General features: G+C 66.9%; 22 protein-coding genes. 13 read left to right on the top strand and 9 right to left on the bottom strand.

Annotated features, from left to right (window positions below; translation table 11 throughout):
- Nucleotides 1-7: 7 nt before the first annotated feature.
- The 8 genes from ASD68_RS13440 to rph all read right to left on the bottom strand — a co-directional run bounded on the left by ASD68_RS13440 (nucleotide 8) and on the right by rph (nucleotide 10,304).
- A complete protein-coding gene (locus ASD68_RS13440) occupies nucleotides 8-817 on the bottom strand; it encodes a sulfotransferase (RefSeq protein ID WP_056607721.1) in 810 nt (269 codons plus the stop codon).
- Between the two features lie 500 nt (nucleotides 818-1,317).
- Entirely contained in the window at nucleotides 1,318-2,631 is a 1,314-nt protein-coding gene (gene pepQ / locus ASD68_RS13435) for a Xaa-Pro dipeptidase (RefSeq protein ID WP_056607720.1), read from the bottom strand.
- Nucleotides 2,632-2,763: 132 nt separating this feature from the next.
- Nucleotides 2,764-3,120, bottom strand: a complete 357-nt coding sequence (locus ASD68_RS13430; RefSeq protein ID WP_056084904.1) for a PilZ domain-containing protein — start codon at nucleotides 3,118-3,120, stop codon at nucleotides 2,764-2,766.
- Entirely contained in the window at nucleotides 3,117-5,309 is a 2,193-nt protein-coding gene (locus ASD68_RS13425) for a DUF1631 family protein (protein ID WP_235578744.1), read from the bottom strand. The genes ASD68_RS13430 and ASD68_RS13425 overlap by 4 nt, the downstream gene beginning before the upstream one ends.
- Before the next feature lie 143 nt (nucleotides 5,310-5,452).
- Nucleotides 5,453-7,609, bottom strand: coding sequence for a DUF1631 family protein (locus ASD68_RS13420; protein WP_235578743.1), 2,157 nt, complete (start codon nucleotides 7,607-7,609; stop codon nucleotides 5,453-5,455).
- A gap of 77 nt (nucleotides 7,610-7,686) precedes the next feature.
- Nucleotides 7,687-8,853 (bottom strand): radical SAM family heme chaperone HemW, encoded by a 1,167-nt coding sequence (hemW, locus tag ASD68_RS13415; protein WP_056607709.1) that lies wholly within the window; start codon nucleotides 8,851-8,853, stop codon nucleotides 7,687-7,689.
- Complete coding sequence (gene rdgB, locus ASD68_RS13410) at nucleotides 8,850-9,446, bottom strand: RdgB/HAM1 family non-canonical purine NTP pyrophosphatase (protein ID WP_056607706.1); 597 nt, start codon at nucleotides 9,444-9,446, stop codon at nucleotides 8,850-8,852. The genes hemW and rdgB overlap by 4 nt, the downstream gene beginning before the upstream one ends.
- Before the next feature lie 111 nt (nucleotides 9,447-9,557).
- Nucleotides 9,558-10,304 (bottom strand): ribonuclease PH, encoded by a 747-nt coding sequence (gene rph, locus ASD68_RS13405; protein ID WP_056607705.1) that lies wholly within the window; start codon nucleotides 10,302-10,304, stop codon nucleotides 9,558-9,560.
- Between the two features lie 90 nt (nucleotides 10,305-10,394).
- Here rph and ASD68_RS13400 point away from each other — a divergent pair, with 90 nt between their 5' ends.
- The 7 genes from ASD68_RS13400 (at nucleotide 10,395) to ASD68_RS13370 (ending at nucleotide 15,600) form a co-directional block, all read left to right on the top strand.
- Entirely contained in the window at nucleotides 10,395-11,258 is an 864-nt protein-coding gene (locus ASD68_RS13400) for a YicC/YloC family endoribonuclease (RefSeq protein ID WP_056084920.1), read from the top strand.
- Nucleotides 11,259-11,374: 116 nt separating this feature from the next.
- A complete protein-coding gene (gmk, locus tag ASD68_RS13395) occupies nucleotides 11,375-11,998 on the top strand; it encodes a guanylate kinase (RefSeq protein WP_056084924.1) in 624 nt (207 codons plus the stop codon).
- A 98-nt stretch (nucleotides 11,999-12,096) separates the two neighbouring features.
- Nucleotides 12,097-12,933, top strand: a complete 837-nt coding sequence (locus ASD68_RS13390) for an ABC transporter ATP-binding protein (protein WP_056084926.1) — start codon at nucleotides 12,097-12,099, stop codon at nucleotides 12,931-12,933.
- The gene (gene mlaE / locus ASD68_RS13385) at nucleotides 12,930-13,706 is read left to right on the top strand and encodes a lipid asymmetry maintenance ABC transporter permease subunit MlaE (protein WP_056084929.1); all 777 of its coding nucleotides are present in this window, start codon (nucleotides 12,930-12,932) and stop codon (nucleotides 13,704-13,706) included. Before ASD68_RS13390 ends, mlaE begins: the two co-directional genes overlap by 4 nt.
- Nucleotides 13,707-13,740: 34 nt before the next feature.
- Nucleotides 13,741-14,583, top strand: coding sequence for an outer membrane lipid asymmetry maintenance protein MlaD (gene mlaD / locus ASD68_RS13380; RefSeq protein WP_056607703.1), 843 nt, complete (start codon nucleotides 13,741-13,743; stop codon nucleotides 14,581-14,583).
- Between the two features lie 49 nt (nucleotides 14,584-14,632).
- Entirely contained in the window at nucleotides 14,633-15,304 is a 672-nt protein-coding gene (locus ASD68_RS13375; protein ID WP_056607700.1) for an ABC transporter substrate-binding protein, read from the top strand.
- Complete coding sequence (locus tag ASD68_RS13370; protein WP_056084938.1) at nucleotides 15,301-15,600, top strand: STAS domain-containing protein; 300 nt, start codon at nucleotides 15,301-15,303, stop codon at nucleotides 15,598-15,600. The genes ASD68_RS13375 and ASD68_RS13370 overlap by 4 nt, the downstream gene beginning before the upstream one ends.
- Before the next feature lie 70 nt (nucleotides 15,601-15,670).
- On the opposite strand, the gene ASD68_RS13365 is transcribed toward ASD68_RS13370, so the two are convergent.
- On the bottom strand, nucleotides 15,671-16,498 hold the full coding sequence (locus tag ASD68_RS13365) for a VacJ family lipoprotein (RefSeq protein ID WP_056084940.1): 828 nt from the start codon (nucleotides 16,496-16,498) through the stop codon (nucleotides 15,671-15,673).
- Nucleotides 16,499-16,703: 205 nt separating this feature from the next.
- Here ASD68_RS13365 and rpoZ point away from each other — a divergent pair, with 205 nt between their 5' ends.
- From rpoZ to ASD68_RS13335, 6 genes are all read left to right on the top strand, one after another.
- The gene (gene rpoZ / locus ASD68_RS13360) at nucleotides 16,704-16,994 is read left to right on the top strand and encodes a DNA-directed RNA polymerase subunit omega (protein WP_007081172.1); all 291 of its coding nucleotides are present in this window, start codon (nucleotides 16,704-16,706) and stop codon (nucleotides 16,992-16,994) included.
- A 135-nt stretch (nucleotides 16,995-17,129) separates the two neighbouring features.
- A complete protein-coding gene (locus tag ASD68_RS13355) occupies nucleotides 17,130-19,298 on the top strand; it encodes a bifunctional (p)ppGpp synthetase/guanosine-3',5'-bis(diphosphate) 3'-pyrophosphohydrolase (RefSeq protein ID WP_056084943.1) in 2,169 nt (722 codons plus the stop codon).
- Between the two features lie 196 nt (nucleotides 19,299-19,494).
- The gene (locus ASD68_RS13350) at nucleotides 19,495-19,878 is read left to right on the top strand and encodes a RidA family protein (protein ID WP_056607699.1); all 384 of its coding nucleotides are present in this window, start codon (nucleotides 19,495-19,497) and stop codon (nucleotides 19,876-19,878) included.
- A gap of 80 nt (nucleotides 19,879-19,958) precedes the next feature.
- Nucleotides 19,959-22,097: an ATP-dependent DNA helicase RecG gene (gene recG / locus ASD68_RS13345; RefSeq protein WP_056607698.1), complete on the top strand. Its 2,139-nt coding sequence runs from the start codon at nucleotides 19,959-19,961 to the stop codon at nucleotides 22,095-22,097.
- Nucleotides 22,098-22,383: 286 nt separating this feature from the next.
- Nucleotides 22,384-23,322 carry a nucleoside hydrolase gene (locus ASD68_RS13340; RefSeq protein ID WP_056607696.1) on the top strand — a complete coding sequence of 313 codons (939 nt, stop codon included), beginning with the start codon at nucleotides 22,384-22,386 and terminating at the stop codon, nucleotides 23,320-23,322.
- Nucleotides 23,323-23,410: 88 nt separating this feature from the next.
- On the top strand, nucleotides 23,411-23,665 hold the full coding sequence (locus ASD68_RS13335) for a type B 50S ribosomal protein L31 (RefSeq protein WP_007081159.1): 255 nt from the start codon (nucleotides 23,411-23,413) through the stop codon (nucleotides 23,663-23,665).
- The last annotated feature ends 58 nt before the right edge of the window (nucleotides 23,666-23,723 follow it).

Genomic DNA, 23,723 nt, shown 5'->3' with positions numbered 1-23,723 from the left:
GTGGGCTTCAGACGATGCGCACGCCGCGCGGATTGAGCTTGGGGTCGCGCCAGAAGGCGTCGTTCTCGAAGCGGCGGAACAGGTCCGGCGGCAAGATGGTGTTGCGTTCGATCGCGGCCACCCGGGGCCGCACGGTATGCAATCCCGGCGTGCCGGCACGATGGTCGAAGGCCGTCGCGTCGTAGTCGACGTGGTCGGTGTCGTGGGTGAAGGCCGGCTCACCGAGAAATTCGTAGATGGCCTTGAGCACCCTGGCCGGATCGGTGGTGAGGGTTTCGTATTGCATCAGCAGCAGCCGGTCGGCGTGCTCGCTGTAGAACGCGCCCTTCAGCGCGTCGTAGGCATAGCCCAGCAGACCGTCGGAGCCGGCCACGCCGTTGGCGCGGGTGTAGACAGTGCCGCCGGGGGAGTAGTTGAAGATGGACGATGGGCTGAACGCGTTGCGCTGGATGACCCGCTCGATGCTGTCGATGATCCACGGCACGTGGCGCACGCAAGCGATCACTTTCGCGTCGGGAAACAGCTGCGCCATCGCTCCTATCCGCGCACACCAGGCGCGGCTGGTGTCGACGATCACCTCGGCGCTGCAGTCGGCGTAATAGTTGTCGAACAAGCCGCGCACGACGCGTTGGCGCTGAGCGTCATCGATGAACAGGGAGAATTCGTTGCGCCCGCTCATCTCGGCCAGCAACGCGCCGACCATGCCGGCCAGCGGCCCGCTCATACCGGCGTGGAAACGCGGATTCTGCCGCAGCAATGCTGCCAGCAAGGTCGAGCCGGAACGCGGCAACCCGGAAATAAAGTGAATACGCGCCAAGAGCCTGCCCCCTGTTCCCGCCGGCACTTGACGTTGACGGTGGATAACGAAACCTCGTGATCGTCATCACGGTAGCCGGACGGCTCGCGTTTGTGTAGCCCAGGGAACGACGCGGCCATAACCTGCCACGGCAGCTTCCGTTGGCAATGCCGAAGCGGCGGCCATCGTCACGTATGCCGCTGGTTGGCGTTCTTCGCGGACTCCGGGTACAGGCGGCGGGGCGTCCTGCCGCAGACGCAACCGGTCGAGCCAGCGGCGTTGGCAGACCGATGATGTGCGCGATGGTGCCCTGCGCGCCGGAATCGATCAGTTCGACCAGCAGGTGGTGCCGGCGTTATTGCACCGGGCCGCTGTTCTCGACGATCAGGGCCGGGCTCAGGCCAATGCCCATGTTGTTTCCCGGCGAAAACACGCTTTGTGCCGATCTTTCGGCCAATGGTTGGGATCGGCTACCGCTCGGCAGGTGTACGGAGCGGTTGTGACGACGGCGCTGGGTCGGGTCAGCTGGCTTGCGCAAACGCATCGCGGGTCAGGTTCTCCGGCGCGTCGTCCGTGCACACCACGTCGTCCTCGATGCGGATGCCGCCGTAGGGTTTGAAGGCTTCGACCTTGTCCCAGTCAATGTCCTTCGACACCGGTTTGTCGCGCAGTTCGGCCAGCAGCATGTCGATGAAATACAGGCCAGGTTCGATGGTCACCACCATGCCCGGCTCCAGCGTGCGGGTCATGCGCAGGTAGGGATGGCCGGCCGGGCGGGCGATGGTGCCGCCGCGTTCGCCCTGCTGGAAACCGGCCACGTCGTGCACCTGCAAGCCGATCGAATGGCCCAGGCCGTGGGGGAAAAACGCGCTGCTGACGCCGGACTCCACCGCGCTTTCCGCGCTCATGCGGATGATGCCGTGCTCGCGCAGCACGCCGGCCAGCACGTGGTGGGCATGGATGTGGAGGTCGGGGTAGCTCTGGCCGGCGCGCACCATCGACACGAAGCCCTGCTGGGCTGCGTCGACGCTGTCGATCAGGGCCTGGAATTCGCCGGCGTCCGCGGCGGCGTAGGTGCGCGTGATGTCGCTGGCATAACCCGCGGCGCTGGCGCCGGCATCGATCAGCAGCGAGCGGCTGGACGGCGGCGGTGTGCGGTCGAACCTGCTGTAGTGCAAAACGGCGCCGTGTTCGTTGAGGCCCACGATGCTGGCGTACGGCAGCTCCGCGTCGATCTGGCGAGCGGCGTCGAGATACGCCATGTGGATGTTGAACTCGCTGGCGCCCGCGCGGAAGGCGTCGGCGGCGGCGCGATGGGCGCGGGTGCCGATGCGGCTGGCTTCGCGCATCAGCGCCAGTTCGTACGGCGTCTTGAAGCTGCGATGCCAGTGCAGATAATCGAACACGGCCCCGGGGTTGTTTACCTCCACGCCCTCGACCGGGCCGGGCGCGATCACCGCGCGGTTGCCGGCGGGCAGGGCAGCCAGCGCCTCGGCCGCGTTGCGCACGATCACGATCTCGAAATGCTCGACCCAGTAGCCCTGCGGCGCCTGCGGCACCACGTGCCAGTAATCGCGCGGCTGCAGGAACACCAGCTTCGGCTTCCGGCCCGGCGTGTGGATGATCCAGCTGCCCGGCGCGTCGGTCAGCGGCAGCCAGTGCTTGAAATGCGGATTGACGGCGAACGGGAAATCCTGGTCATCCAGGAATTTTTCCGTAGGCATGCCGGCGGCGATCAGCAGATGGTCGAAACCGCCCAGCGCCAGTGCCTTGTCGGCGCGTTCGCGCAAGGTGGCCAGGTGTTGGGGGTACAGGGCGGCGAGCTGATCGTGCATGGTTTTTCCCTTCGTCGAGGCGGCCGCAGCGGGGCGGCGCGAAGGGTTTCATCACGGCGTCGCGCGGGTACGGCCGCGATAAGCGGTGGCCCGATGATGCGACGGCGGCGGGTGGCCGGCCAGTGAAGAAGGTCAGGCTTGCGCCAGCCAGCGGTCCAGGTGGCCGGCGTCGGCATCGCTGATTGCCACGATGCGATAGCCGGCCCAGATCTGCCCCGGGCTGGCGGCGGCGGCCTGCCATTGTTCCTGGATACCCACTTCGATCGGCTGCGACGGTTGCAGGCCGGGCTGCGCCGGCAGGGTCAGGCTGACCTGGTACAGGGCCTCGTTGCGCGGTGCCTTGGAGCTGATGAGCATCATGCCGCCCACCGACAGGTTGCCCAGGTGGCCCAGCGGTTGGCCGCTGATCACGTCGGTCACCACGGCGGTGAAGTTGATCGGCTTGCGCTCGCTGCGGCGCTGGTTGGCGGGGTTGTCGGGTGAATTCATGGGCGACGGTATCCCTGCGCCACGGCGCTCGGGGTGGTGGATTGGCGCAAGGCGCCGGTCAGGCCGTGCCAGGCACGGTCGAGCAGGCTTTCGCGCGGCGTGGGCATTTCGCGCGCGCGGCCGCGGGCAATGTCATGGGCCAGTTGCGCCAGGGTCATTTCCTCGCCGCGCTGGCCGCGCCGGGTCACCATCAGGCAGCGGCCGGACATGGGCGAGTACCAGCTGAGTTTGCGTCGGGTGATCTGGCCGGTGGCGGCGTCCTCGAACTCGAACCAGCTGCCGAACGGCATCCGGCGCAGTCGCAGCTGGATCTCGCGCTCGTGCGCGTCGACGGGTGGCTGGACCTGCGTGGCGGGTTCGGGCTGATCGGATTGCTCGCCCAGCCGCTGGTGATGCTTCAGGCGCATGGCGAGGTCGGTGGCGCTGGGCAGGTCCACCGCGGGGGCGGCGCTGTCGATGCCCAGCAGGCGCTGGGCGACCTGTTCGGCCTCCTCCGCATGCATGCCGATCTGCTGCAGGCCGGTTTCCACGTCCTGGCGCAGCTGTTGCCGGTCGGTCGTCGGCACCCGGCCCAGCAACTGGTCGGTGACCTGCAGCTGCGCCGCGAAGGCCTCGCTGTCCTCGCCGTGGCGAAGCAGGGTCAGCGCCAGCACGTCGGACCAGGCGCGATCCAGCAGCGCACGCAGCAGGCCACGCGGCGGCGACTGCGCGAAGCGTTCGGCCATCAGTTCGGTGGCGCGCTGGCGGGCCTGGTCGAGCCGCTCGCGACCTTGCGCGGCTTCCAGATGACGATGTTCGGCTGCCTGCGCCTTGCGGCTGAGCACTTCGACATGGCGCTTGATGTCGGCCAGCAGGCTGGCATACAAGTCCGCGCTGGGCGGCTCCTGCCGGGCACGTGAGACCAGCTGTTCCAGCTTGGCCGCCAGCGGCCGGTTGCTTTCCTCGTCGCCGCCGTCGAACCAGTCGTTGGCGGTGGTGGTGACGGTATCCAGCAACTGCCGCGCGGGGTGTTCGGGCCGTTCGAAGAAATCGTGGTCGGTCATCGCCACCCGCAGCAGCGGCAGCTGCAGGCCGCCGAGCAGTGCCTTGGCATTGCCGTTGCGCTGCAATTGCTCGCCGAGCTGCTCGAACAGCATCGCCACCAGCTCCACCGTGTCGCCCTGCTCGCTGCTCAGCTCGGTGCGCGGCGCGTCGGCAGGCTTGCCGCTGTTGAGGTGGACCAGAAGCTCGTCGCGCAGCCGCTGCGCGCTGCGCAACTCGCGGCTGGCGTGATCGGTGACGGCGACCAGGTGCGCCTGCAACGCGGCGAGTGCGGTTTGAAGTTCTTCCGGGCTGGCGGCGCGACCGGCGGGCTGGCCGCTACCAGTGCCGTCAGTGCTGCGCTGCTGCGACAGCAGGTCGCGCAGCGATTCGAGCACCGCGATCGGCTCGTGCGCCGCCGGGGCATTTCGCGCGGCAGCCGCTGGCGCGGCGTCGGGCGTGGGTACGGCATGCGGCCGGCTGGCGACGTGGCGCGGCAGCTGCGTGCCGCGCAAGCGCGGCAGGATGCCGTCGTCCAGCAGCCGCGCGTTCACCGCGGCCAGCAGCGGCCCCAGCGTGCGCAGCACCGACTGGTCGAAACAATGCAGCAAGGTCTGCTGCTGCGTCAGCGGCAGGGCGAGCGAGCCGCTGACGTGGTGGAACGCGTGGATAAGCGCGCGCGGGCCGTTCGGCAGCGCTTCGCCCTCCAGCGGCGGGGCGGCGACCAGCACGCCGAGACGGTAGCCAAGCTCATGCAGCACGGTGCCGTGGCGCGCCTCGGCGCGGGCCGACAACTGCTCCAGCGTCATGCTCAGCTCGTGTTCGACCGGGTCCAGCAATTCGAGCTGGCCCCAGGTGCCCAGATGATTTGTCGGCGCCGGCGTGTGGTGGCCGATGCGGTCGAACGAGACCACCAGCCGGTTGGCGAAACGCTGGCCCAGGGCCGCGCGATCCTGCTGCACCCGTTGGCGGGTGGCGAAATATTCCTGTTGCTCGCTGGCCTGGTGCGCTTTCTCGGCGCGCATGAAGACGTGCTGGTCGAACGCGGCCAGGCTTCGTTGCAGGGGCTGGTGCAGCTCGGCCACGCAGCGGGCGCAGATGTCTTCCAGCAAACGCTGGGCCCGGGCCGGCCAGCGGCCGCGACTGGTATCTGGCGCTGGGTCGGACACAAGTGAACCGCGTCGAAGCTGCTCCGCGTCCATGGCAGATCCCGTCGTTTTCCGGAACGACGAGTTTATGCCGGTTGTCGTGGGCGTGTCATGCTGTTTCAGCGGCAGTGGGGCGCATGCGACGGGCGCCGTGGCAGCAGCCATCACGGTTGCTGCGGGGCGTCGGTCATGGCGCGCCAGGCGGGTGGTAGCGACGGTGGTTTCCGGGCGGCGCAGGGCCGTGCCTCGCCGGTGACCAGTTTTTGCGCCAGTTGCGGCAAGGTGATGTTTTCCCACGGCTGGCCACGCCGGTTGAGCAGCAGGCAACGCCCGCCATGCGGGGCGTACCAGGCGAGCTTGCGCGCGCGGATGGGTGCGCTTTGGGTGGCGGCGAATTCGAACCAGTCCCCCGCGGGTTTCTGCCGCAACTGCTGCAGCGCCTCGCGCACGCGCGGATCGGTTTCGTCGTCGCCGCGATTGCCTGTCGCGTCCGCTGCCGGCGCGTCACCGAGGCGATGTTTCAACCGCATCGCCAGGCTTGTGGTGCTGGGGCCGCGCGAGGCGGGGTCGGCGTCGCTGGCGAACAGCCACTGGGCCAGTTCCGCGCTTTCTTCCACTGGCATGCCGATCTGCTGCAGGCCGGTTTCCAGCCCGTGACGCAGGGCGTGCTGGTTGCTGACGGGGCGTTTGCCGCAGAGCTGGTCGGTGATGAGCAGCCGGCTGGAAAACGCCTCGCTCTGTTCGCCGTGGCGCAACAGGGTCAGCGCCAGCACGTCGGTCCATGCGCGGTCGATCAGCCCACGCAGGCCGCCTTCCGGGCGGCTGGGGTCCTTGCGTTCGGCCATCAGCTGCGCCGCGCGGTGGCGTGCCTGCTCCAGCCGGTCGTGCCCTTGCATCGCCTCCACATGACGCCGCTCGGCCAGCTGCGATTTGCGTTGCAGTTGCGCCAGGTAGGCATCGAGCTGACCCTGCAACGCGGTGTAGAGCGCGGCGGTGGGCGGCTCCCAGATGGCGCGATCCACCAGTTGGTGCAGTGAGCTGATGACTCCGCGATCGGCCTCGCTGTCGCTGTCCTCGATCCAGTCGCGCGCCGCGTCGGCAAACGTGCCCAATAGCGACTGCGCCGGATGCCCCGCCTCGAAGAAACCCGGGTCGGCGAGCGCCAGGCGCAGCAGCGGCAGTTGCAGATCGCCGAGCAGGGCGCGGGCCTTTCCGGCCGGGCGCATGGCGCCGGCCAGCGACTGCAACAGCCGCGCCACCAGCTCCAGGATGTCGTCCTGCTCGTCGCCAAGGCGCACGTTGGCAGCATCGACAAACGATGGCGCCTTGCTGGCACCGGCCACGTTGAGGCAACCAAGCAACGCACGGCGCAGTTGCGTCGCGCTGGCGGGCGCGCCGCCGGCATGGCCGGGGATCAGGCTGGGGCGCTGTTGCAACGCGGTCAGCGCGGCGCGCAATTCCTCTTCCGTGGCTACCAGGCCGGCATCGTTGCGAGTCGGGCTGGCGCGCCGGCGACGGATCAACGGTTCGCGCAGCAGGTCCAGTGCGCTGGCCGCCGTGGTTTTGCCCGGTGGCGTGGCGGGTGCTGGCGGTATCGCGGCTTCCAGCGACAAGGGTGGTTGCTTGCGCACCGGTGTGCGCGCCATGGGAAACGCGCGCAGGCGCGGCAGGAGGCCTTCGGCGAGCAGGTGGCGATTGATGATTTCATACAGCCCGGCCAGCCCTGGCACCAGAGTGCTTTCCAGGCTTTGCAACAGCAGCACGTCGTGCTCGCTGGGCAGGTTGAGCGCGGCGGTGGCGTCGCGGAACGCGGCCGCCATGGCTTGCGGCCCCAGCGGCAGCCGTTCGCCTTCCAGCGGTGGTGCCGCCACCAGCACGGCCAGGCGATAGCTCAGCTCCACCAGCAGCGGGCCGTTGCGTGCCTCGTTGCGCGCCACCAGCTGATCCAGCGCGGCGGTCAATTCGTGCTCGACCGCATCGAGCAGGCTCAGCGTGAGTCCCGGCTTCTTCGCGGTGGGTGGCGTGGCAGTGCCGATCTGCGCAAACGCACGGTCGATGCTGGCCACGAAACGCTCTTCGAAAACCTGCCGCCCCTGCAGCAGGGTTTGCCGCGTGGCCAGGTAGCGCTGTTGATCCACGTGGCTGCGCGTGCGGTCGGACTTGTCGTGCAGGCGGCGGTCGAAATCGCCCAGGCACGCGCGCAGCGGCTCGTGCAGCCAGGTGGCGCAGAGGCCGCGCACTTCATCCACCAGTCGTTGTGTGCGCGCCGGCCAACCAGGCTTTTCAGGGGACGGCGCGTCTTCGGTGAGCTCGATCTTCAAAGTGATCCCGGACAACGCGAGAGGCCGAGTCTATGCCCGATGCGGTGACGTAACCATGAGCGTTTTGTCACTGCCACTCAAGCCAGGAAGCTGGCGATCACGTCGTTGAGAAAGCGCTGGCCCAGTGCGGTGGTGCGCAATTGCTGCGGGTCGGGGTGCAGCCAGCCGCGCTGTTGCGCGTCGTTCAGCGAGGTGGCGATCGTGGTCAATGACAAGCCGGTGCGCTCGCCGAAATCCTGCAGCGGCACGCCATCGATCAGTCGCAACGCGTTCAACATGTATTCGAACGGCAGCTCGCCGGCCGTGACGATCTGGTCGCCGCCGATCCGCGCGGCCGTGCCCGCGGCGTCCATGTAGGCGCGCGGGTTGCGCGATTTCCAACGCCGTCGTACCTGCCCGCTGGCGGCGTCGCTGAGCTTGCCGTGGGCGCCGGCGCCGATGCCCAGGTAGTCGCCGAAGCGCCAGTAGTTGAGGTTGTGCGCGCAGCGACGACCTGGCTGGGCGTAGGCGGAGATTTCGTATTGGCCGTAACCCGCGGCGGCCAGGCGCGCCTCGCACGCCTCCTGCATGGCCCAGGCGTGGTCGTCATCGGGCAGCGGCGGCGGGTTGGCGGCGAACACGGTGTTCGGTTCCAGCGTCAGCTGGTAGTGCGAGATATGCGTGGGCTGCAGCGCCACGGCGCGATCCACGTCGGCCAGCGCGCCCTCCAGCATCTGCTGGGGCAGGGCATACATCAGGTCGAGATTGATGTTGGCGTAGCCGGCGTCCTGCGCCGATTTCACCGCGCGCTCGGCTTCCGCGGCCGAATGGATGCGGCCCAGCCGGCGCAGCTTGTCGTCGTCGAAGCTCTGCACGCCGAACGAGATGCGGTTGACGCCAGCCTTCAGGTAGCCGTCGAAACGGCCGTGCTCGACCGTGCCGGGGTTGGTCTCCAGCGTGATCTCGGCATCCGCCGCCAGCGGCAGCCGTTCGCGGACGCCGTCGAGCAGGCGTTCGATCAGTTCGGGCGAAAACAGGCTGGGCGTGCCGCCGCCGAAAAAGATGCTGACCACCGGCCGCCCGGCCAGCGCCGCGCCGAAATCCACGCGGTCGGCGTCCAGATCGGCCAGCAGGTGATCGATGTACTCGGCGTACGGCGGCGGCGTGTTGCGCAGGCCGTGCGAGTTGAAGTCGCAATACGGGCACTTCTTCACGCACCACGGCATGTGGATGTACAGCGACAGCGGTGGCGCCAGCAGGCTCATGTCAGCTCAGCCAGCCGCGCCTGCAGTTTGGCCATGGCCTGGCCGCGGTGGCTGAGGCGGTTTTTCAGGGCGGGGTCGAGTTCCGCGGCACTTTGGGTCTGGCCATCGGGCAGGAACAGCGGGTCGTAGCCGAAGCCTCCCGGCCCGCGCGGCGTATCCAGCACGCGGCCGTGCCAGCGGCCCTCGACGATCAGCGGTGTGGGGTCGGCGGCGTGGCGCAGCAACACCAGTGCGCACATGAAGAAGGCGCGGCGTTGATCGGGCGCCATGCCATCCAGCGTCTGCAGCAGTTTCGCGTTGTTGGCGGCGCTGTCGCCGTGGCCGCCGGCGTAGCGGGCCGAGTACAGGCCGGGCGCGCCGTTGAGGGCTTCCACGCACAGGCCCGAGTCGTCGGCCAGCGCGGGCAGGCCGCTGACCTGTGCCGCGTGGCGCGCCTTGAGCAAGGCGTTTTCCACGAAGGTGAGGCCGGTTTCCTCGACATCGTCGATGCCCAGGCTGGCCTGGGTGACCACCTCGCAACCGCTGTCGGCGAACAGCGCGTTGAACTCGCGTAGTTTGCCGGGGTTGCTGCTGGCAAGGACGATGCGGTGCATGGGTGGGTTCCTGGGGTGCCGGGGTGGAGTCGTTTTTTTGAGGGTTATGGTGACCGCAGACGGCCCTCTCCCCCGGCCCCTCTCCCGCAAGCGTGAGAGGGGGTTATTGCGTCAGCGCGCGACCGCGTTATCGGATTGCAGCGCAGCTCGCTGCGCGGCGACCAGTTCACCGATGCCTTTTTCGGCCAGCGCCAGCATCGCGTCCATTTCGTCGCGACGGAACGCATGGCCTTCGGCGGTGCCCTGGATCTCGATGAAGCCGCCACCGTCGTTCATCACCACGTTCATGTCGGTGTCGCAGTTCGAATCCTCGGCGTAGTCCAGATCCAGCACCGGCGTGCCTTTGTAGATGCCGACGGAAACGGCGGCGATCGCGCCCACGATCGGGTTGCGCTTGAGGTTTTCGCGTTTCATCAACACGGCGACGGCATCGGACAGCGCCACATAGGCGCCGGTGATGGCGGCGGTGCGGGTGCCGCCGTCGGCTTGCAGCACGTCGCAATCGAGCGTGATCACGCGCTCGCCCAGCGCCTGGCGGTTGACGCAGGCGCGCAGGCTGCGGCCGATCAGGCGCTGGATTTCCATGGTGCGGCCGCCCTGGCCGCCGCGCGCGGCTTCGCGCTGCATGCGGGTATTGGTGGCGCGCGGCAGCATGCCGTATTCGGCGGTGATCCAGCCCTCGCCCTTGCCGCGCAGCCATGCCGGCGCGCGGTCCTCGATGCTGGCGGTGCACAGCACGCGGGTGTCGCCGAAGCTCACCAGCACCGAGCCTTCGGCGTGGCGGGTGTAGTGGCGTTCGATGGTGACCGTGCGCAGCTGGTCGCTGGCGCGGCCGCTGGGGCGGGTGGGGGCATTCATGGGGATTCCTTCGCGTCGCTTGGCCGGATTGGGCAAGGCGGGACCGGAGAGTTTACCATTGCGTCCTTTACCCACGCCCGGAAACACCGAATGATCCGCAGCATGACGGCCTACGCCAGTGCCGAAACCACCGGCCCCGCGGGCACGCTCAGCTGTGAGCTGCGCACGGTCAATCACCGTTACCTGGAATTGAGCCCGCGCCTGCCGGACGACTTGCGCAGCTTCGAGTCGCAACTGCGCGAGCGGGTGGCGGCGAAGCTGTCGCGCGGCAAGCTGGATCTCACCGTGCGCCGCACCGGCAGCGATGCGCGCAGCGAGTCGCTGCAGATCAACAATGCACTGCTGACCCGGTTGTCCGAACTGAACCTGGACATGGCCGCGCTGTTCCCCGGTTTGCAGGTGCAGTTCACCGAGCTGCTGCGCTTCCCCGGTGTGATGCAGCAGGCCGAGAACGATCCCGAGGCGCAGCAGGCGGCGCTGTTCGACGTGCTCGACCGTGCGCTGGATGCGCTCACCGCCACCCGCGAGCGCGAGGGCGCGAAGCTGGGCGAGATCCTCGGCGAAAAGCTCGATGCGATCGAACGCGTGGTGGCCGACGTGCGCGGCTGGATGCCGCAGATTCGCGCCGGGTTGCGCACCCGTCTGGAAACGCGGCTGGCCGACCTGAAGCAACCGGTCGAGCCGGGCCGGCTGGAACAGGAGCTGGTGCTGCAGATCACCCGCATCGATGTGGACGAGGAACTGGACCGGCTCAGCACGCATATCGGCGAGACGCGCCGCGTGCTGGGCTTGAAAGAGCCGGTCGGGCGCCGACTGGATTTCCTGATGCAGGAGTTCAACCGCGAGGCGAATACGCTGGGTTCGAAGTCGGTCGATGCGCGCAGCACCAATGCGGCGGTGGAGCTGAAGGTGCTGATCGAGCAGATGCGCGAGCAGGTGCAGAACATTGAATGAGCAAGGCATGCCGGTTTCTGCCATGCAGGCGCGGTTGATGGTTCGCCGCGAGCACCGGGCCCTGTCCCCAACCCTCTCCCCGTGGGGGAGAGGGTGCGAACGTGCTGCGCATCGTTATGAATATTGAAGCGGGAACCCTGTTTGTCGTTGCGGCGCCTTCGGGCGCGGGCAAGTCCAGCCTGGTCAATGCGCTGCTGGAGCGTGAGCCGACGATTTCGTTGTCGATCTCGCACACCACGCGACCGCCGCGCGTCGGCGAGTTGTACGGTCGGCACTATTACTTTGTCGAGCGAGACGCGTTCGAGAAGCAGGTCGCCGAAGGCATTTTCCTTGAGCACGCCGAAGTGCACGGCAACCTCTACGGCACGTCGGGCACCACGGTGCAGGCGCTGCTGGCACAGGGGCGCGATGTGTTGCTGGAAATCGACTGGCAGGGCGCACAGCAGATCCGTCGCAGCAAGCCCGATTGCGTCAGCGTGTTCATCCTGCCGCCGTCGCGGGCGGAACTTGAGCGGCGCCTGCGCGGTCGTGGTTCGGACAGTGCTGCGGTGATCGAGCGGCGGCTGCGCAATTCGCGCGAGGAAATCGGCCATGCACACGAGTTCGATTTCATCCTGATCAACGATGTCTTCAATGACGCCCTGGACGACCTGCAGGCCATCGTGCGTGCGGTGCGCCAGCGCAGTGCGTTGCAGTGGCGCCGCCACGAAACGCTGATTGCGGAGTTGCTTGCTTCGTAGCCGTTCGCTGCTGAGGACCGCAGGATCCACGGGCGCCGCTTGCATGGCGTTGTGGATGTGCTTCCATTACCTTGTTTCCTTTTCCGGCCGATGCATCCATGACCCAACCTGTTCGCCCGCCAGCTGACGACGGCACCCTGGTCAGGATCCGCGGGCTGACCACGGTGCTCAACGGCAAGACCATCTTCGACGCGCTGGACATGGATATCCCGCGCGGCAAGGTCACCGCGATCATGGGCCCCAGCGGCACCGGCAAGACCACCTTGCTCAAGCACATCACCGGGCAGATGCACGCCGACGCCGGCAGCATCCATGTCGATGGCCGCAACGTGGCCGGCTTGTCGCGCGAAGATCTGTACAAGCTGCGCGAGGGCGTGGGTTACCTGTTCCAGAACTCCGCATTGCTGACCGACTTCGATGTATTCGAGAACGTGGCGTTCCCGCTGCGCCAGCACACGAAATTGCCGGAGGTGCTGATTCGCAATCTGGTGCTGATGAAACTGCAGGCGGTGGGCTTGCGTGGCGCGGCGCGACTGATGCCGAACGAACTTTCCGGCGGCATGGCGCGACGGGTGGCGTTGGCGCGGGCGATCGTGTTCGACCCGCAACTGATCCTGTACGACGAGCCGTTCGTGGGCCTCGATCCGGTGGCGCTGAACCAGGTATTGAAATTGATCCGCACCTTGAACAAGACCCTGGGCATCACCAGCGTGCTGGTGTCACACGAACTGGCCGCGGTGCAGCAGATCGCCGATCACGTGATGCTGCTGTCCAACGGCAAGGTGGTGGCGCAGGGTGACCCGAAGACGATCGCCGACGATGGCTCGCCGTGGACGCGGCAGTTCTTCGGCGGCGAGGCGGACGGGCCGATTCCGTTCCGCTACCCCGCTGGCGACTACGCGACCGAGCTGGGTTTTGCAGGAGCGCCGAAATGAGCGCGCGCGAGCCGGTGCGCAACAACGTGGTGACCCAGTCGCTGGCGCAGATCGGCCTTTGCGGCCTGTTCCTGCTGACCTTGCTGGCGGCGATCCCGCGCAGCTTCCGCTACCTGCGCGAGACCACGCGCCAGCTGTGGTTCGTCGGCGCGATGAGCCTGACCATCATCATGGTCTGTGGCCTGTTCGTGGGCATGGTGTTGATGCTGCAGCTGTACCACGTGCTGTCGATTTTCGGCGGCACTTCGGCCAGCGGCATGGTGGTGGCGCTGTCGGTGTACCGCGAGCTTGGGCCGGTGGTCACCGCGCTGCTGTTCGCCGGCCGCGCCGGTACCGCGATCACCGCCGAGATCGGCCTGATGCGCGCCACCGACCAGATTTCCGCGATGGAGATGATGGCGGTGGACCCGATCGCCTACGTCGCCACGCCGCGCTTCCTGGCCGGGCTGATCGCGATGCCGCTGCTGTGCTGCGTGTTCTGCGCGATGGCGGTGTTCGGCGGCCACCTGGTCGGCGTGACCTGGCTGGGCATCGACAACGGCACGTTCTGGTCGAACATGACCGCGGTGGTCGACGTGCGCACCGACATCGTCAACGGCGTGCTGCTGAAAAGCCTGGCTTTCGGCGCGGTGGTGTCGTTGATCGCGGTGTTCCAGGGCTTCACCACGCCGCCGACCAGCGAGGGCGTGGCGTATGCCACCACGCGCACCGTGGTCGCTTCGTCCATCGCGATCCTGGCGCTGGATTTCGTGCTTACCGCCTTCCTGATGTGACTGCCATGACTTATCGTTTTCCGAGGATTCTGCCGTGAGCCAACCGAGAAGTTCCTATGCCGTGGGCACCGGCCTGTTCATCGTGCTCGGCTTTGCGGCGCTGGCCTACCTGGCCACGCAGACCAGCTCGGTGGCCAACGTCCGCCAGGGCGACAGCTACACGCTGCAGACGCAGTTCACCAACATCGGCCAGCTGAAAGAGCGCGCCCCGGTGAAGATCGCCGGCGTGCGGGTGGGCCAGGTGCAGTCGATCACCCTGAAGCCCGACCACGACGTGGCCGACGTGACGCTTTCGATCGACAAGCACTACGACCACATCCCGCAGGATTCGGTGGCCACCATCTTCACCAGCGGCCTGCTCGGCGACCAGTACGTGGGCATCGAATACGGCAGCGCCAAACAGGTGGTAGCCAACGGCGGCTCGCTGGCACGGACCAAGTCCACCCAGCCGCTGGAGGAGATGCTGGGCAAGTTCTTCGGCGCCGGCGGCGTCGTCGACAACGTGGGCGGCAGCTATACGGTGAAGGCGAACTTCACCAACGTCGGCACGCTGTCCGCCGGTGCGCCGGTGAAGATGGCCGGCGTGGTGATCGGTAGCGTGCAATCGGTGAACGCCGACCCGGTGCAGTTGAACGCCCGCGTGGTGTTGGCGATCGACAAGCGCTACGACGCGATTCCGGACGATTCGGCCGCCGCGGTATTCACCAGCGGTTTGATCGGTACCCAGTATGTTGCGATCCAGCCCGGCGGCTCGCCCGACACGCTCAAGGATGGGGACGAGATGATCCTGACCCAGTCCGCGATGCAACTGGAGGACCTGATCGGGAAGTTCCTGGTGAATGGCTCCAGCGACAAGAAGCCAGCCAGCGAAAAGTGATCCCGTCTCCCCGCCTGCCGATCCGGCCGGCCCCCACCAAGGAAACCCCATGTTGCGCAAACTGGCTCTAGCCACTGCCATCACCTTCGGTGTCGTCGTCACCGCGCCGGCCTTTGCCCAGGACGCCCCGGCGGCGGCCGCTACCCAGCAGACCCCGGTGCAGGTCGTGCAGACGATCGCCGATCAGTTGGCCAGCGCCATCGAAGGCCACCGCGACGAGCTGAAGCAGAACCAGGAAAAACTCATCAGCGTCATCGATGAAGTCTTCCTGCCGCACTTCGACCTGGACTACGCATCGATCCTGGTGCTGGGCCGGCACGCGCGGGAAGCGACGCCGCAGCAGCGCGAGCGCTTCGCCAAGGCGTTCTACAACTCGATCACCCATCGCTACGCCGAAGGCCTGCTGAACTACACCCGCGGCCGGGTCAAGGTGCTGCCGTTCAACGGCTCGCTCAACGACAAGCGCACCGTGGTGCGCACGCAGGTGGTGCTGGATGACGGCAAGCTGGTGTCGATCGACTACGCCTTCCGCAAGGGCCGCAGTGGCGACTGGAAAGCGTATGACGTGATCATCGAAGGCATTTCCTACGTCACCAATTACCGCAACCAGGTCGATGCGGAAATCCGCAAGGTCGGCATCAACCAGTTGATCAGCAACCTGGAAAGCCAGGGCGAGAAGGCGCTGGACACGATGGCCAAGGACAACAAGGACGCCTCGTGACCGAGCCGGCTGCGCCAGCGTTTCGAGTCGCCACGACGGAGCCGGGTACGCTGGGCGTGAGCGGCGTGCTGAGCTTCAGCACCGCCGCGGCGGCGATGCAGGCCATCAGCGCGGCCTTGGCTGCCGGCAGCTTCGACCGGCTCGACCTGGGCGAGGTGCAGCGCAGTGACAGTGCGGGCCTGGCGTGCGTGCTGGCGGTTGCGGCCTTGCCCGGCAAAACGTTGCGCGTCGTGCGCATGCCGCCGGGCATGCAGGCGCTGGCGACGGTATGCGAGGTGGATCGGTTGATCGCCTGATTGGCGATGCGCAGAGACTGAAACGACAAAGGGGCCGCAAGGCCCCTTTGTCGTTTTGCAGTGGCGCCAGCTACTGCTGCGTGGCCTGCTTCGGGTTCGCTTTTTCCCACTGATGCTGCTGGTCGAGCAATTCCTCGGGATCGAAATTGTCGTCGTCCAGGCCCTGCATCTGCTGGATGACCGCAGCGGGCGGGCTGCCGTCGTAGATCCGGTACAGGCGTTGCTGGCGGTAGGCGTCACGCATGAAAACGTAGGGGTCGTAGGCCGACTTCAGGAAATTTTCCGCGTCGATCGCGCGCGAGCGCAGCGTGATCAGGTAGATCGCCTGTGGCAGGTACTGCAGCCCGTTGTAGTGGTGGTTGTCGGCGTACAGGCTCAGCGGATCGAAGAAATAGCTGTCCACCGGCATGCGCCACATGTCACGCACCGTCGACGGCCCCAGCAGCGGCAACACCAGGTAATCGCCATCGGGCAAACCCCAGCGTGCCAGCGTCACGCCAAAATCGTTGTCTTCCAGCGGAATGCCGAACTTGCTGGCCGGGTCCAGGAAACCGCCCATGCCCAGGGTCAGGTTGACCAGGAACCGGCCGGTGCTCTGCAGCGCCTGCTTCGGGCGCGCCTGCAACAAGTCGTTGGCCACCGTGATCGGCATGCGGATATTGGTGAAGAAATCGCTCACCGAGCGGCGCACGGGCGGGTTGGTGATCTTGCGGTAGCCCGCGGCGACCGGACGGATCACGGCCTGGTCCACCGCATCGTTGAACTGGTAGGCCTTGCGGTTGTACTTTTCCAGCGGATCGTCGGTACGTGGCTTGGCAATCGTGCAGCCGGCCAGCAACGCCATGGCAATCAGCGTCGCAAACCAGCGCAATCGAGGGGATTGAAGCAGGGAAGGCATGAGGGAGCCTGGGCTCACGGGGTAAGAGAGCGCATAAGTGTACTGCAGAGTCTTGTATTTTGCTCGGTTTTCCGGACGGCGGTGCGCCGGGTCGCGCGCGGCGACAGCGCCCGACAGGATACATGGTGCGCGCATTGCCAGTCACGCCCGTGCTGCCCTACACTGCCCGGTCAGATAAGTCATTTTTTTCTCTAAGGATTTAGCAATGGCACGCATTACCGTGGAAGACTGCCTTGAGGTAGTCGACAACCGATTCGAGCTGGTGTTGATGGCGACCAAGCGCGCCCGTCAGCTGGAAAAGGGCGCCGAACCGGCGGTCAACCCCGGTCACGACAAGCCGACCGTGCTGGCGCTGCGCGAGATCGCCGACCGCCGCATCGACCAGGCCACGATCGACGAAATCGACAAGAGCGAGCGCGAGCGCGCCGAGCGCGAAGCGCTGGAGTGGGCCGCGGCCGAGGTGGACGACGACCTTTCCAAGGGCGGGGAAGACTGATGATCCTCGGTGGCCATCACGCGAACGCAACCTGCCGGACCAGCATCGCTGGTTCGTTGAAGGCTGCGCGCCGCATGGCCACCGACATGGCCTCGCGCCCGTGCGAGGCTGGCGCCTGATCCGGCGCCACAGGCAATGACCGCGCTGGGCGATCGCGACAATGTGGATGTGTCCACGTTGCCGCCTTACGTACTGGCGCTGAAGGAGCGCATTGCCTATCTGCCCGAGGCGCAGGTCGAGCGTGTGCTGCAGGCGTTCCGCATCGGCGCCAAGGCGCACGAGGGCCAATCGCGCAAGAGCGGTGAACCCTACATCACCCATCCGGTGGCCGTAGCCGGCATCCTGGCCGAGCTGGGGCTGGACACCGAAACCATCATCGCGGCGATCCTGCACGACACGCTGGAAGACACCGAGCTAAGCCGCGAGGCGCTGGCCGGCGAATTCGGCGAGGAAGTGGCCGAGCTGGTCGACGGCGTCACCAAGCTCGACAAGATGCGTTTTGGCAGCCGCCAGGAAGCCGATGCGGAAAGCTTCCGCAAAATGCTGCTGGCGATGGCGCGCGACCTGCGCGTGATCCTGATCAAGCTGGCCGACCGCCTGCACAACATGCGCACGCTGGGTGCCAAGGATGCCGCGTCGCGCCGCCGCATCGCCCGCGAAACGCTGGAGATCTATGCCCCGATCGCGCAGCGCCTGGGCATGAACAAGTTCAAGGCCGAACTGCAGGACCTGGGTTTCCGCACGCTCTATCCTGACCGCTACCGGGTGATCCGCGAGCGCATCCGCGCCGCGCTGGGCAACCGCCGCGAAGCGATGGGCAAGATCGAGTCGGCGCTGGCCGCGCGGTTGGCTTCCGATCACCTCACCGTGCGCGTGGTGGGGCGGATCAAGTCGCCGTGGAGCATCTATTCCAAGATGCGCAACGAGCACAAGAGCTTCGCGCAGTTGATGGACGTGTACGGCTTCCGCGTCATCACCGACAGCGTGATGAGCTGCTACATGGCGCTGGGCGTGGTGCACGCGCTGTACAAGCCGGTCGACCGGCGCTTCAAGGATTTCATCGCGATCCCCAAGGCCAACGGCTACCAGTCGCTGCACACCGTGCTGCTGGGGCCGTTCGGCGCGCCGATCGAAGTGCAGTTGCGCACCGCCGAGATGGACTCGTTCGCTGAAAGCGGCGTGGCCGCGCACTGGGCCTACAAGACCGAAAGCAGCCCCGCCAACAGCGCGCAGGCGCGGGCGCGCGAGTGGCTTTCGTCGCTGGCCGACAGCCAGATGAACACCACCTCGTCGTCGGAGTTCATCGAGAACGTCAAGATCGACCTGTTCCCCGACGAGGTCTACCTGTTCACGCCGCGCGGCGACATCCTGTCGCTGCCGCGCAACGCCACCGCGCTGGATTTCGCCTACGCCGTGCACACCGACGTGGGCGACCACGCCGTGGCCGCGCGCGTGGACAAGAAACTGCTGCCGCTGCGCGCGCGGCTGGAATCCGGCCAGCTGGTGGAGATCATCACCGCGCCATCGGCCTTGCCCAACCCGGCCTGGCTGGAGTCGGTGGTCACCGGCAAGGCGCGCACCGCGATCCGCCAGTACCTGAAACACCTGCAGCACGAGGACGCGGTGGATTTCGGCCACCGCATGCTCGACCGCGCACTCGATGCGCGCGGCAGCAGCCTGGACGACATCACCGCCACCGTGCTCGACCGTTTCCTGGAAACGTCCAAGCTGAAGCGGCTGGAGGAGCTGCTGTCGGATATCGCACTGGGCAACCGCATGCCCGACGTGGTGGCCGGCCAGCTGCTGAAGTTGCGCGGCAAGCGCAAGGGCGAGGCACTGCCGACGGTGCTGCACGCGCACGAGAACATCCGCATCACCGGTGCCGAGCGTGGCGTGCTGAGCTTCGCCAATTGCTGCCACCCGCTGCCTGGCGACGACATCATCGGTTACCTCTCTTCGGGCAAGGGCATCGTGGTGCATCGCGAGGAATGCCCGAACGTGGTCGAGTTGCGCAAGTCGCCCGAGCGTTGCGTGGCGATTGAATGGGACCGCGACGTGCAGGGCGATTACCGCGCCGAACTGCGCATTGAGGTGATCAACCGCACCGGCGTGCTGGCCACCATCGCGGCGGCCATCGCGGCAGCCGATTCCAATATCGAGAACGTGGAATACGTCGAGCGCGACGCCGCGGCCGCCACCCTGGTGTTCGCGATCGAGGTGAGGAGCCGCAAGCATCTGGCCGACGTGATCCGTCGCGTGCGCCGCACCGGCGTCGTCAGCGGGGCGTACCGCTACCCGCTGTAGGGGCCGGGATTGGGGATTGGGGATTCGCAACAGCAATTGCCCGCCCGCTGCCGATGTGTGTGGGAGCGACTTCAGTCGCGATGCTTTTGCGCCGGGACTCGAGATTGGGAACGGCGGATTCGCAAAAGCCTCAGCCGCGCCTTTTCGCGCACAGGGTGCGCTCCTACAATGGCCGTTTCCCAATCCGAGGCCGCCCATGTCCAGTTCCGTCATCGCCACCACCGAGGCGCCCGCCGCCATCGGCCCGTATTCGCAGGCCGTGCGTGCCGGCAACACCGTGTATTTTTCCGGCCAGATTCCGCTTGATCCGGCCACCGGCGCGCTGGTCGAAGGCGACATCACCGTGCAGACGCGACGCGTGTTCGACAACCTGGTTGCGGTGGCGCAGGCCGCCGGCGGTTCCCTGTCGCAGATCGTGCGGGTGGGCATCTACGTCACCGACCTGGCGAATTTCGCTGCCGTCAACGCGGTGATGGCCGAGTATTTCCAGCAGCCGTATCCGGCGCGTTCCACCATCGAGGTTTCGGCGTTGCCCAAGGCCGCGCAGGTGGAAGTCGACGCGGTGATGGTGCTGGGCTGATCGCCAGCCAGGGCCTGCGCTGACGCGTGGCACCGGCAGGGCGCCCACGCGCGGCGTGCCGCCTCGGCTAGGCTTGCCAGATGGCTCCCCGTCAACGTCCCGCCCCCGCCGAGCCCGGCCTCGCGCCGGTGTCGACCGTGCCCGGTGTCGGCCCCGCGCTGGTGAAGGTGCTGGCGCGGCTGGGGCTGGAGCGGGTGCAGGATCTCTGGTTCCACCTGCCGCTGCGCTATGAAGACAAGACCCGCGTCACCGCGATGGCCGACCTGCGCGCCGGCGAGCGGGCGCAGGTCGAAGGAGTGGTGGAGGCGGTCGAGCGCGGCTTCCGCTATCGACCGCAATTGAAGGTGGCGATCGGCGACGACAACGGGCACACCCTGTTGCTGCGGTTTTTCCATTTCAATCGCGCCCAGGCCGAGCAAATGGTGCCGGGCACACGCCTGCTTTGCTATGGCGAGATACGCCACGGCGCCCATGCGCTGGAAATGGTGCATCCGCAATATCGCCGGCTGGACGGCAACGACGCGGTGGCCGTCGACGACGTGCTCAGCCCGATCTATCCCACCACCGAAGGGCTGGGCCAGAAGCGCCTGGCCGGCGTGATCGGCAAGGCGCTGGCGCTGCTGCCGCCGGCATCGCAACTGGAACTGATCCCGCCCGCGTTGTGCGCCGAACATGGCCTCACTTCGTTGCGCGAAGCGCTGCTCTACGTGCATCGACCGCCGCCGGATGCGCCGCTGGCGCAACTCATGCTGGGCAGGCACCCGGCCCAGCAGCGGCTGGCGTTCGAGGAATTGCTGACCCAGCACCTGAGCCTGCGCCGCATGCGCGAGGCAGTGCGCATGCGCCATGCGCCGGCGCTGGTCGTGGACCGCGCGTTGCAACGTCGTTTTCTGGCCACGCTGGCGTTCAAGCTGACGTCGGCACAGCAACGTGTCAGTGCCGAGGTGGCGCAGGACCTGGCGCAGACCAAGCCCATGCTGCGACTGGTGCAGGGTGACGTCGGCAGCGGCAAGACGGTGGTGGCCGCGCTGGCGGCGCTGGCTGCAGTGGCGTCGGGTCATCAGGTGGCCTTGATGGCACCGACCGAATTGCTGGCCGAACAGCATCTGCACAATTTCCGGCAGTGGTTGCAACCGCTGGGCATCGAGGTGGAATGGCTGGCCGGCAAGGTCACCGGCAAGACGCGGCGGCAGGTGCTGGAGCGCGTGGCGCAGGGCGCCCCGGTGCTGGTCGGCACGCACGCGCTGATGCAGGAGGGCGTGAATTTTTCCCGGCTGGGTCTGGTCATCGTGGATGAGCAGCACCGCTTCGGCGTGCAGCAACGGCTGGCATTGCGCGACAAGGGCATGACCGATACGAACCGTCCCGAGGCTGCGGTGACCGACGGCGCCGAGCAGGTGCCGCACCAGCTCGTGCTCACCGCCACGCCGATACCGCGCACGCTGGCGATGAGCGCCTACGCCGACCTCGACGTTTCATCGATCGACGAACTGCCGCCCGGACGCACGCCGGTACAGACCATCGCGATCTCCAACGCGCGGCGTTTCGACGTGATCGAGCGGGTCCAGGCCGCCTGCGCCGAAGGTCGGCAGGTGTACTGGGTGTGCACCCTGATCGAGGAGTCCGAACAACTGCGCGCGCAGGCGGCGGAAGTGGCGCACGCGGAGCTTTCCGCGGCTATCGGTGAAACCCGCGTCGGGCTGATCCACGGCCGCATGAAGCCGGCGGAAAAACAGCGGGTGATGGATGCGTTCAAGGCCGGCCAGCTCGCCGTGCTGGTCGCCACCACCGTGATCGAAGTGGGCGTGGACGTACCCAACGCCAGCGTCATGGTGATCGAAAACAGCGAGCGCCTGGGCCTGGCGCAGCTGCACCAGTTGCGCGGACGCGTGGGCCGTGGCGCCGTCGCCTCCAACTGCGTGTTGCTTTACCAACCGCCGCTGGGGCAGCTGGCGCGCGAGCGCCTGCAGGTGATGCGCGACAGCAACGACGGCTTCCGCATCGCCGAGAAGGATCTGGAATTGCGCGGCCCCGGCGAAGTGCTGGGCACCCGCCAGACCGGTCAGCTGAGCTTCCGCATCGCCGACCTGGCCCGCGATGCCCACCTGTTGCCCGCCGTCCAGCAAGTGGGTCAGAACATGCTGGCCGATCATCCGCAGCAGGCCAGCCAACTCATCGAACGATGGATCGGCGGTGCGGCGCGTTATGCGCATGCGTGATGGGTAGGGAATGGGGCGGGAAATGGGGAGTTGAGAATGGGAAATTGGAAAGGCGTCGTACCCCATCACCGATCACCCTGAGCGTAGCTGCGCAGCAGCGGAGTCGAAGGGCGACCTGCAGCAAGGCTTCGACTTCGCCGCTTCGCGGCTACGCTCAGCCTGAACGAACCGAGGACGGGCGCTGGTTGGCAAATGCAGAGCATCCAGACGACCGTGATGTATCGGAGTCCGCTGCCGCCACCCAACATGCACCCACTACACTGCACCTCATTACTGCGAGATCCTGATGTCCCGACCGCAATTGCTGATCGATACCGACCCTGGCGTAGACGATGCGCTGGCGATCCTGATGGCGCATGCCGATGCCGATATTGCCGCGCTCAGCATCGCCGCCGGCAATGTCGGCCTGGCGCATACCGTGCGCAATGCGTGCACGCTGGTCGATCTGCTGGGCAGCGCCACGCCGGTGTTTGCCGGTTGCGCCACGCCACTGGTGCGCGCGCCGGCGGAGGATGCCGCATTCGTGCACGGCGCGGATGGTTTCGGCGACATCGGTTTTCCCGTAGCGAAGGCCGTCGCGGCCGATGAGTCCGCCGCACAGGCCCTGCTTCGGCTTACCCGCGAGCGTCCCGGCGAGCTGACCCTGGTGGCGCTGGCGCCGCTGACCAACCTGGCGCTGGCGCTGCGGCTCGACCCCGCGCTGCCGCAGCGCGTGGCGCGGCTGGTTGTGATGGGCGGCGCGGTCACCGGGCACGGCAATACCGGCATGATCCCGGCCGAGTTCAATGTCGGTTTCGATCCGGAAGCGGCACACGTCGTGTTCGAGGCGTTTCCGTCGTTCGACCTGATCGACTGGGAGGCGACCTTGCGACATGCCTTTGATGAAGAGACATTCGACGCATGGCTGCAGGCCGGCGATCACCGCGCCGATTTTTACGGCCGTATCGCGGGTACCGCACGGGCGTTCAATCGCAAGCACGATCGACGCGGCATCATCGCCGCCGATGCACTGGCGATGGCGGTGGCGATCGATCCCACGATCATCACCCGCAGCGAGAAGCGCGCCGTCGCGGTGGAACTCGATGGCCGGCTCACCCGCGGCGCCACCGTAGTGGACTGGGCGCGCCGGCTCGGCGCGCCGGCCAACGCGAACATCGTGCTGGAGGTCGATCAGGCGCGTTTTGGTGCCATGGTGCGGCGAGCCCTGGGGGCCCCGGAGCGGTAGCGTGTGCGCCGCAACCGGCCTCGGCTTGCGGTGATTGCCATCAGGCGGCTACAATGCCGCTCTTTTCTTCCGCCGCTTTGAGCACGCCATGAAGCCCGATATCCATCCGAACTACACCCCGGTGGTGTTCCAGGATCTGTCGTCCGACTTTGCCTTCCTGACCAAGTCGACCATTTCCAGCAAGGAAACCATCAAGTGGGAGGACGGCAACGAGTATCCGCTCGTCAAAGTGGATATCTCCAGCCACTCGCACCCGTTCTACACCGGCAAGCAGAAGTCGCTGGACGTTGGCGGCCGCGTCGACAAGTTCCGTCGCCGCTACGCGGGCACCGTCAAAGAGTAATGCCGCCGGGGTTGCCGACATGGGCAACTCGTCAGGCCGGGCACGGGGCGAGCATCGA

The organism is Rhodanobacter sp. Root627, from assembly GCF_001427835.1.
Taxonomy (GTDB): Bacteria; Pseudomonadota; Gammaproteobacteria; order Xanthomonadales; family Rhodanobacteraceae; genus Rhodanobacter; species Rhodanobacter ginsenosidimutans.
Note: the sequence above shows the minus strand (reverse complement) of the source record. Positions and strands in the feature narration are given on the sequence as shown.

Coding starts and splice junctions, on each gene's coding strand:
- ASD68_RS13365 (WP_056084940.1), bottom strand. CDS start 16,498: ATGCCTTCCCTGCTTCAATCCCCTCGATTGCGCTGGTTTGCGACGCTG.
- pepQ (WP_056607720.1), bottom strand. CDS start 2,631: ATGCACGATCAGCTCGCCGCCCTGTACCCCCAACACCTGGCCACCTTG.
- ASD68_RS13335 (WP_007081159.1), top strand. CDS start 23,411: ATGAAGCCCGATATCCATCCGAACTACACCCCGGTGGTGTTCCAGGAT.
- ASD68_RS13430 (WP_056084904.1), bottom strand. CDS start 3,120: ATGAATTCACCCGACAACCCCGCCAACCAGCGCCGCAGCGAGCGCAAG.
- gmk (WP_056084924.1), top strand. CDS start 11,375: ATGAATATTGAAGCGGGAACCCTGTTTGTCGTTGCGGCGCCTTCGGGC.
- ASD68_RS13390 (WP_056084926.1), top strand. CDS start 12,097: ATGACCCAACCTGTTCGCCCGCCAGCTGACGACGGCACCCTGGTCAGG.
- recG (WP_056607698.1), top strand. CDS start 19,959: ATGGCTCCCCGTCAACGTCCCGCCCCCGCCGAGCCCGGCCTCGCGCCG.
- ASD68_RS13340 (WP_056607696.1), top strand. CDS start 22,384: ATGTCCCGACCGCAATTGCTGATCGATACCGACCCTGGCGTAGACGAT.
- rph (WP_056607705.1), bottom strand. CDS start 10,304: ATGAATGCCCCCACCCGCCCCAGCGGCCGCGCCAGCGACCAGCTGCGC.
- ASD68_RS13355 (WP_056084943.1), top strand. CDS start 17,130: ATGACCGCGCTGGGCGATCGCGACAATGTGGATGTGTCCACGTTGCCG.
- ASD68_RS13400 (WP_056084920.1), top strand. CDS start 10,395: ATGATCCGCAGCATGACGGCCTACGCCAGTGCCGAAACCACCGGCCCC.
- mlaE (WP_056084929.1), top strand. CDS start 12,930: ATGAGCGCGCGCGAGCCGGTGCGCAACAACGTGGTGACCCAGTCGCTG.
- ASD68_RS13350 (WP_056607699.1), top strand. CDS start 19,495: ATGTCCAGTTCCGTCATCGCCACCACCGAGGCGCCCGCCGCCATCGGC.
- hemW (WP_056607709.1), bottom strand. CDS start 8,853: ATGAGCCTGCTGGCGCCACCGCTGTCGCTGTACATCCACATGCCGTGG.
- rdgB (WP_056607706.1), bottom strand. CDS start 9,446: ATGCACCGCATCGTCCTTGCCAGCAGCAACCCCGGCAAACTACGCGAG.
- ASD68_RS13375 (WP_056607700.1), top strand. CDS start 14,633: ATGTTGCGCAAACTGGCTCTAGCCACTGCCATCACCTTCGGTGTCGTC.
- rpoZ (WP_007081172.1), top strand. CDS start 16,704: ATGGCACGCATTACCGTGGAAGACTGCCTTGAGGTAGTCGACAACCGA.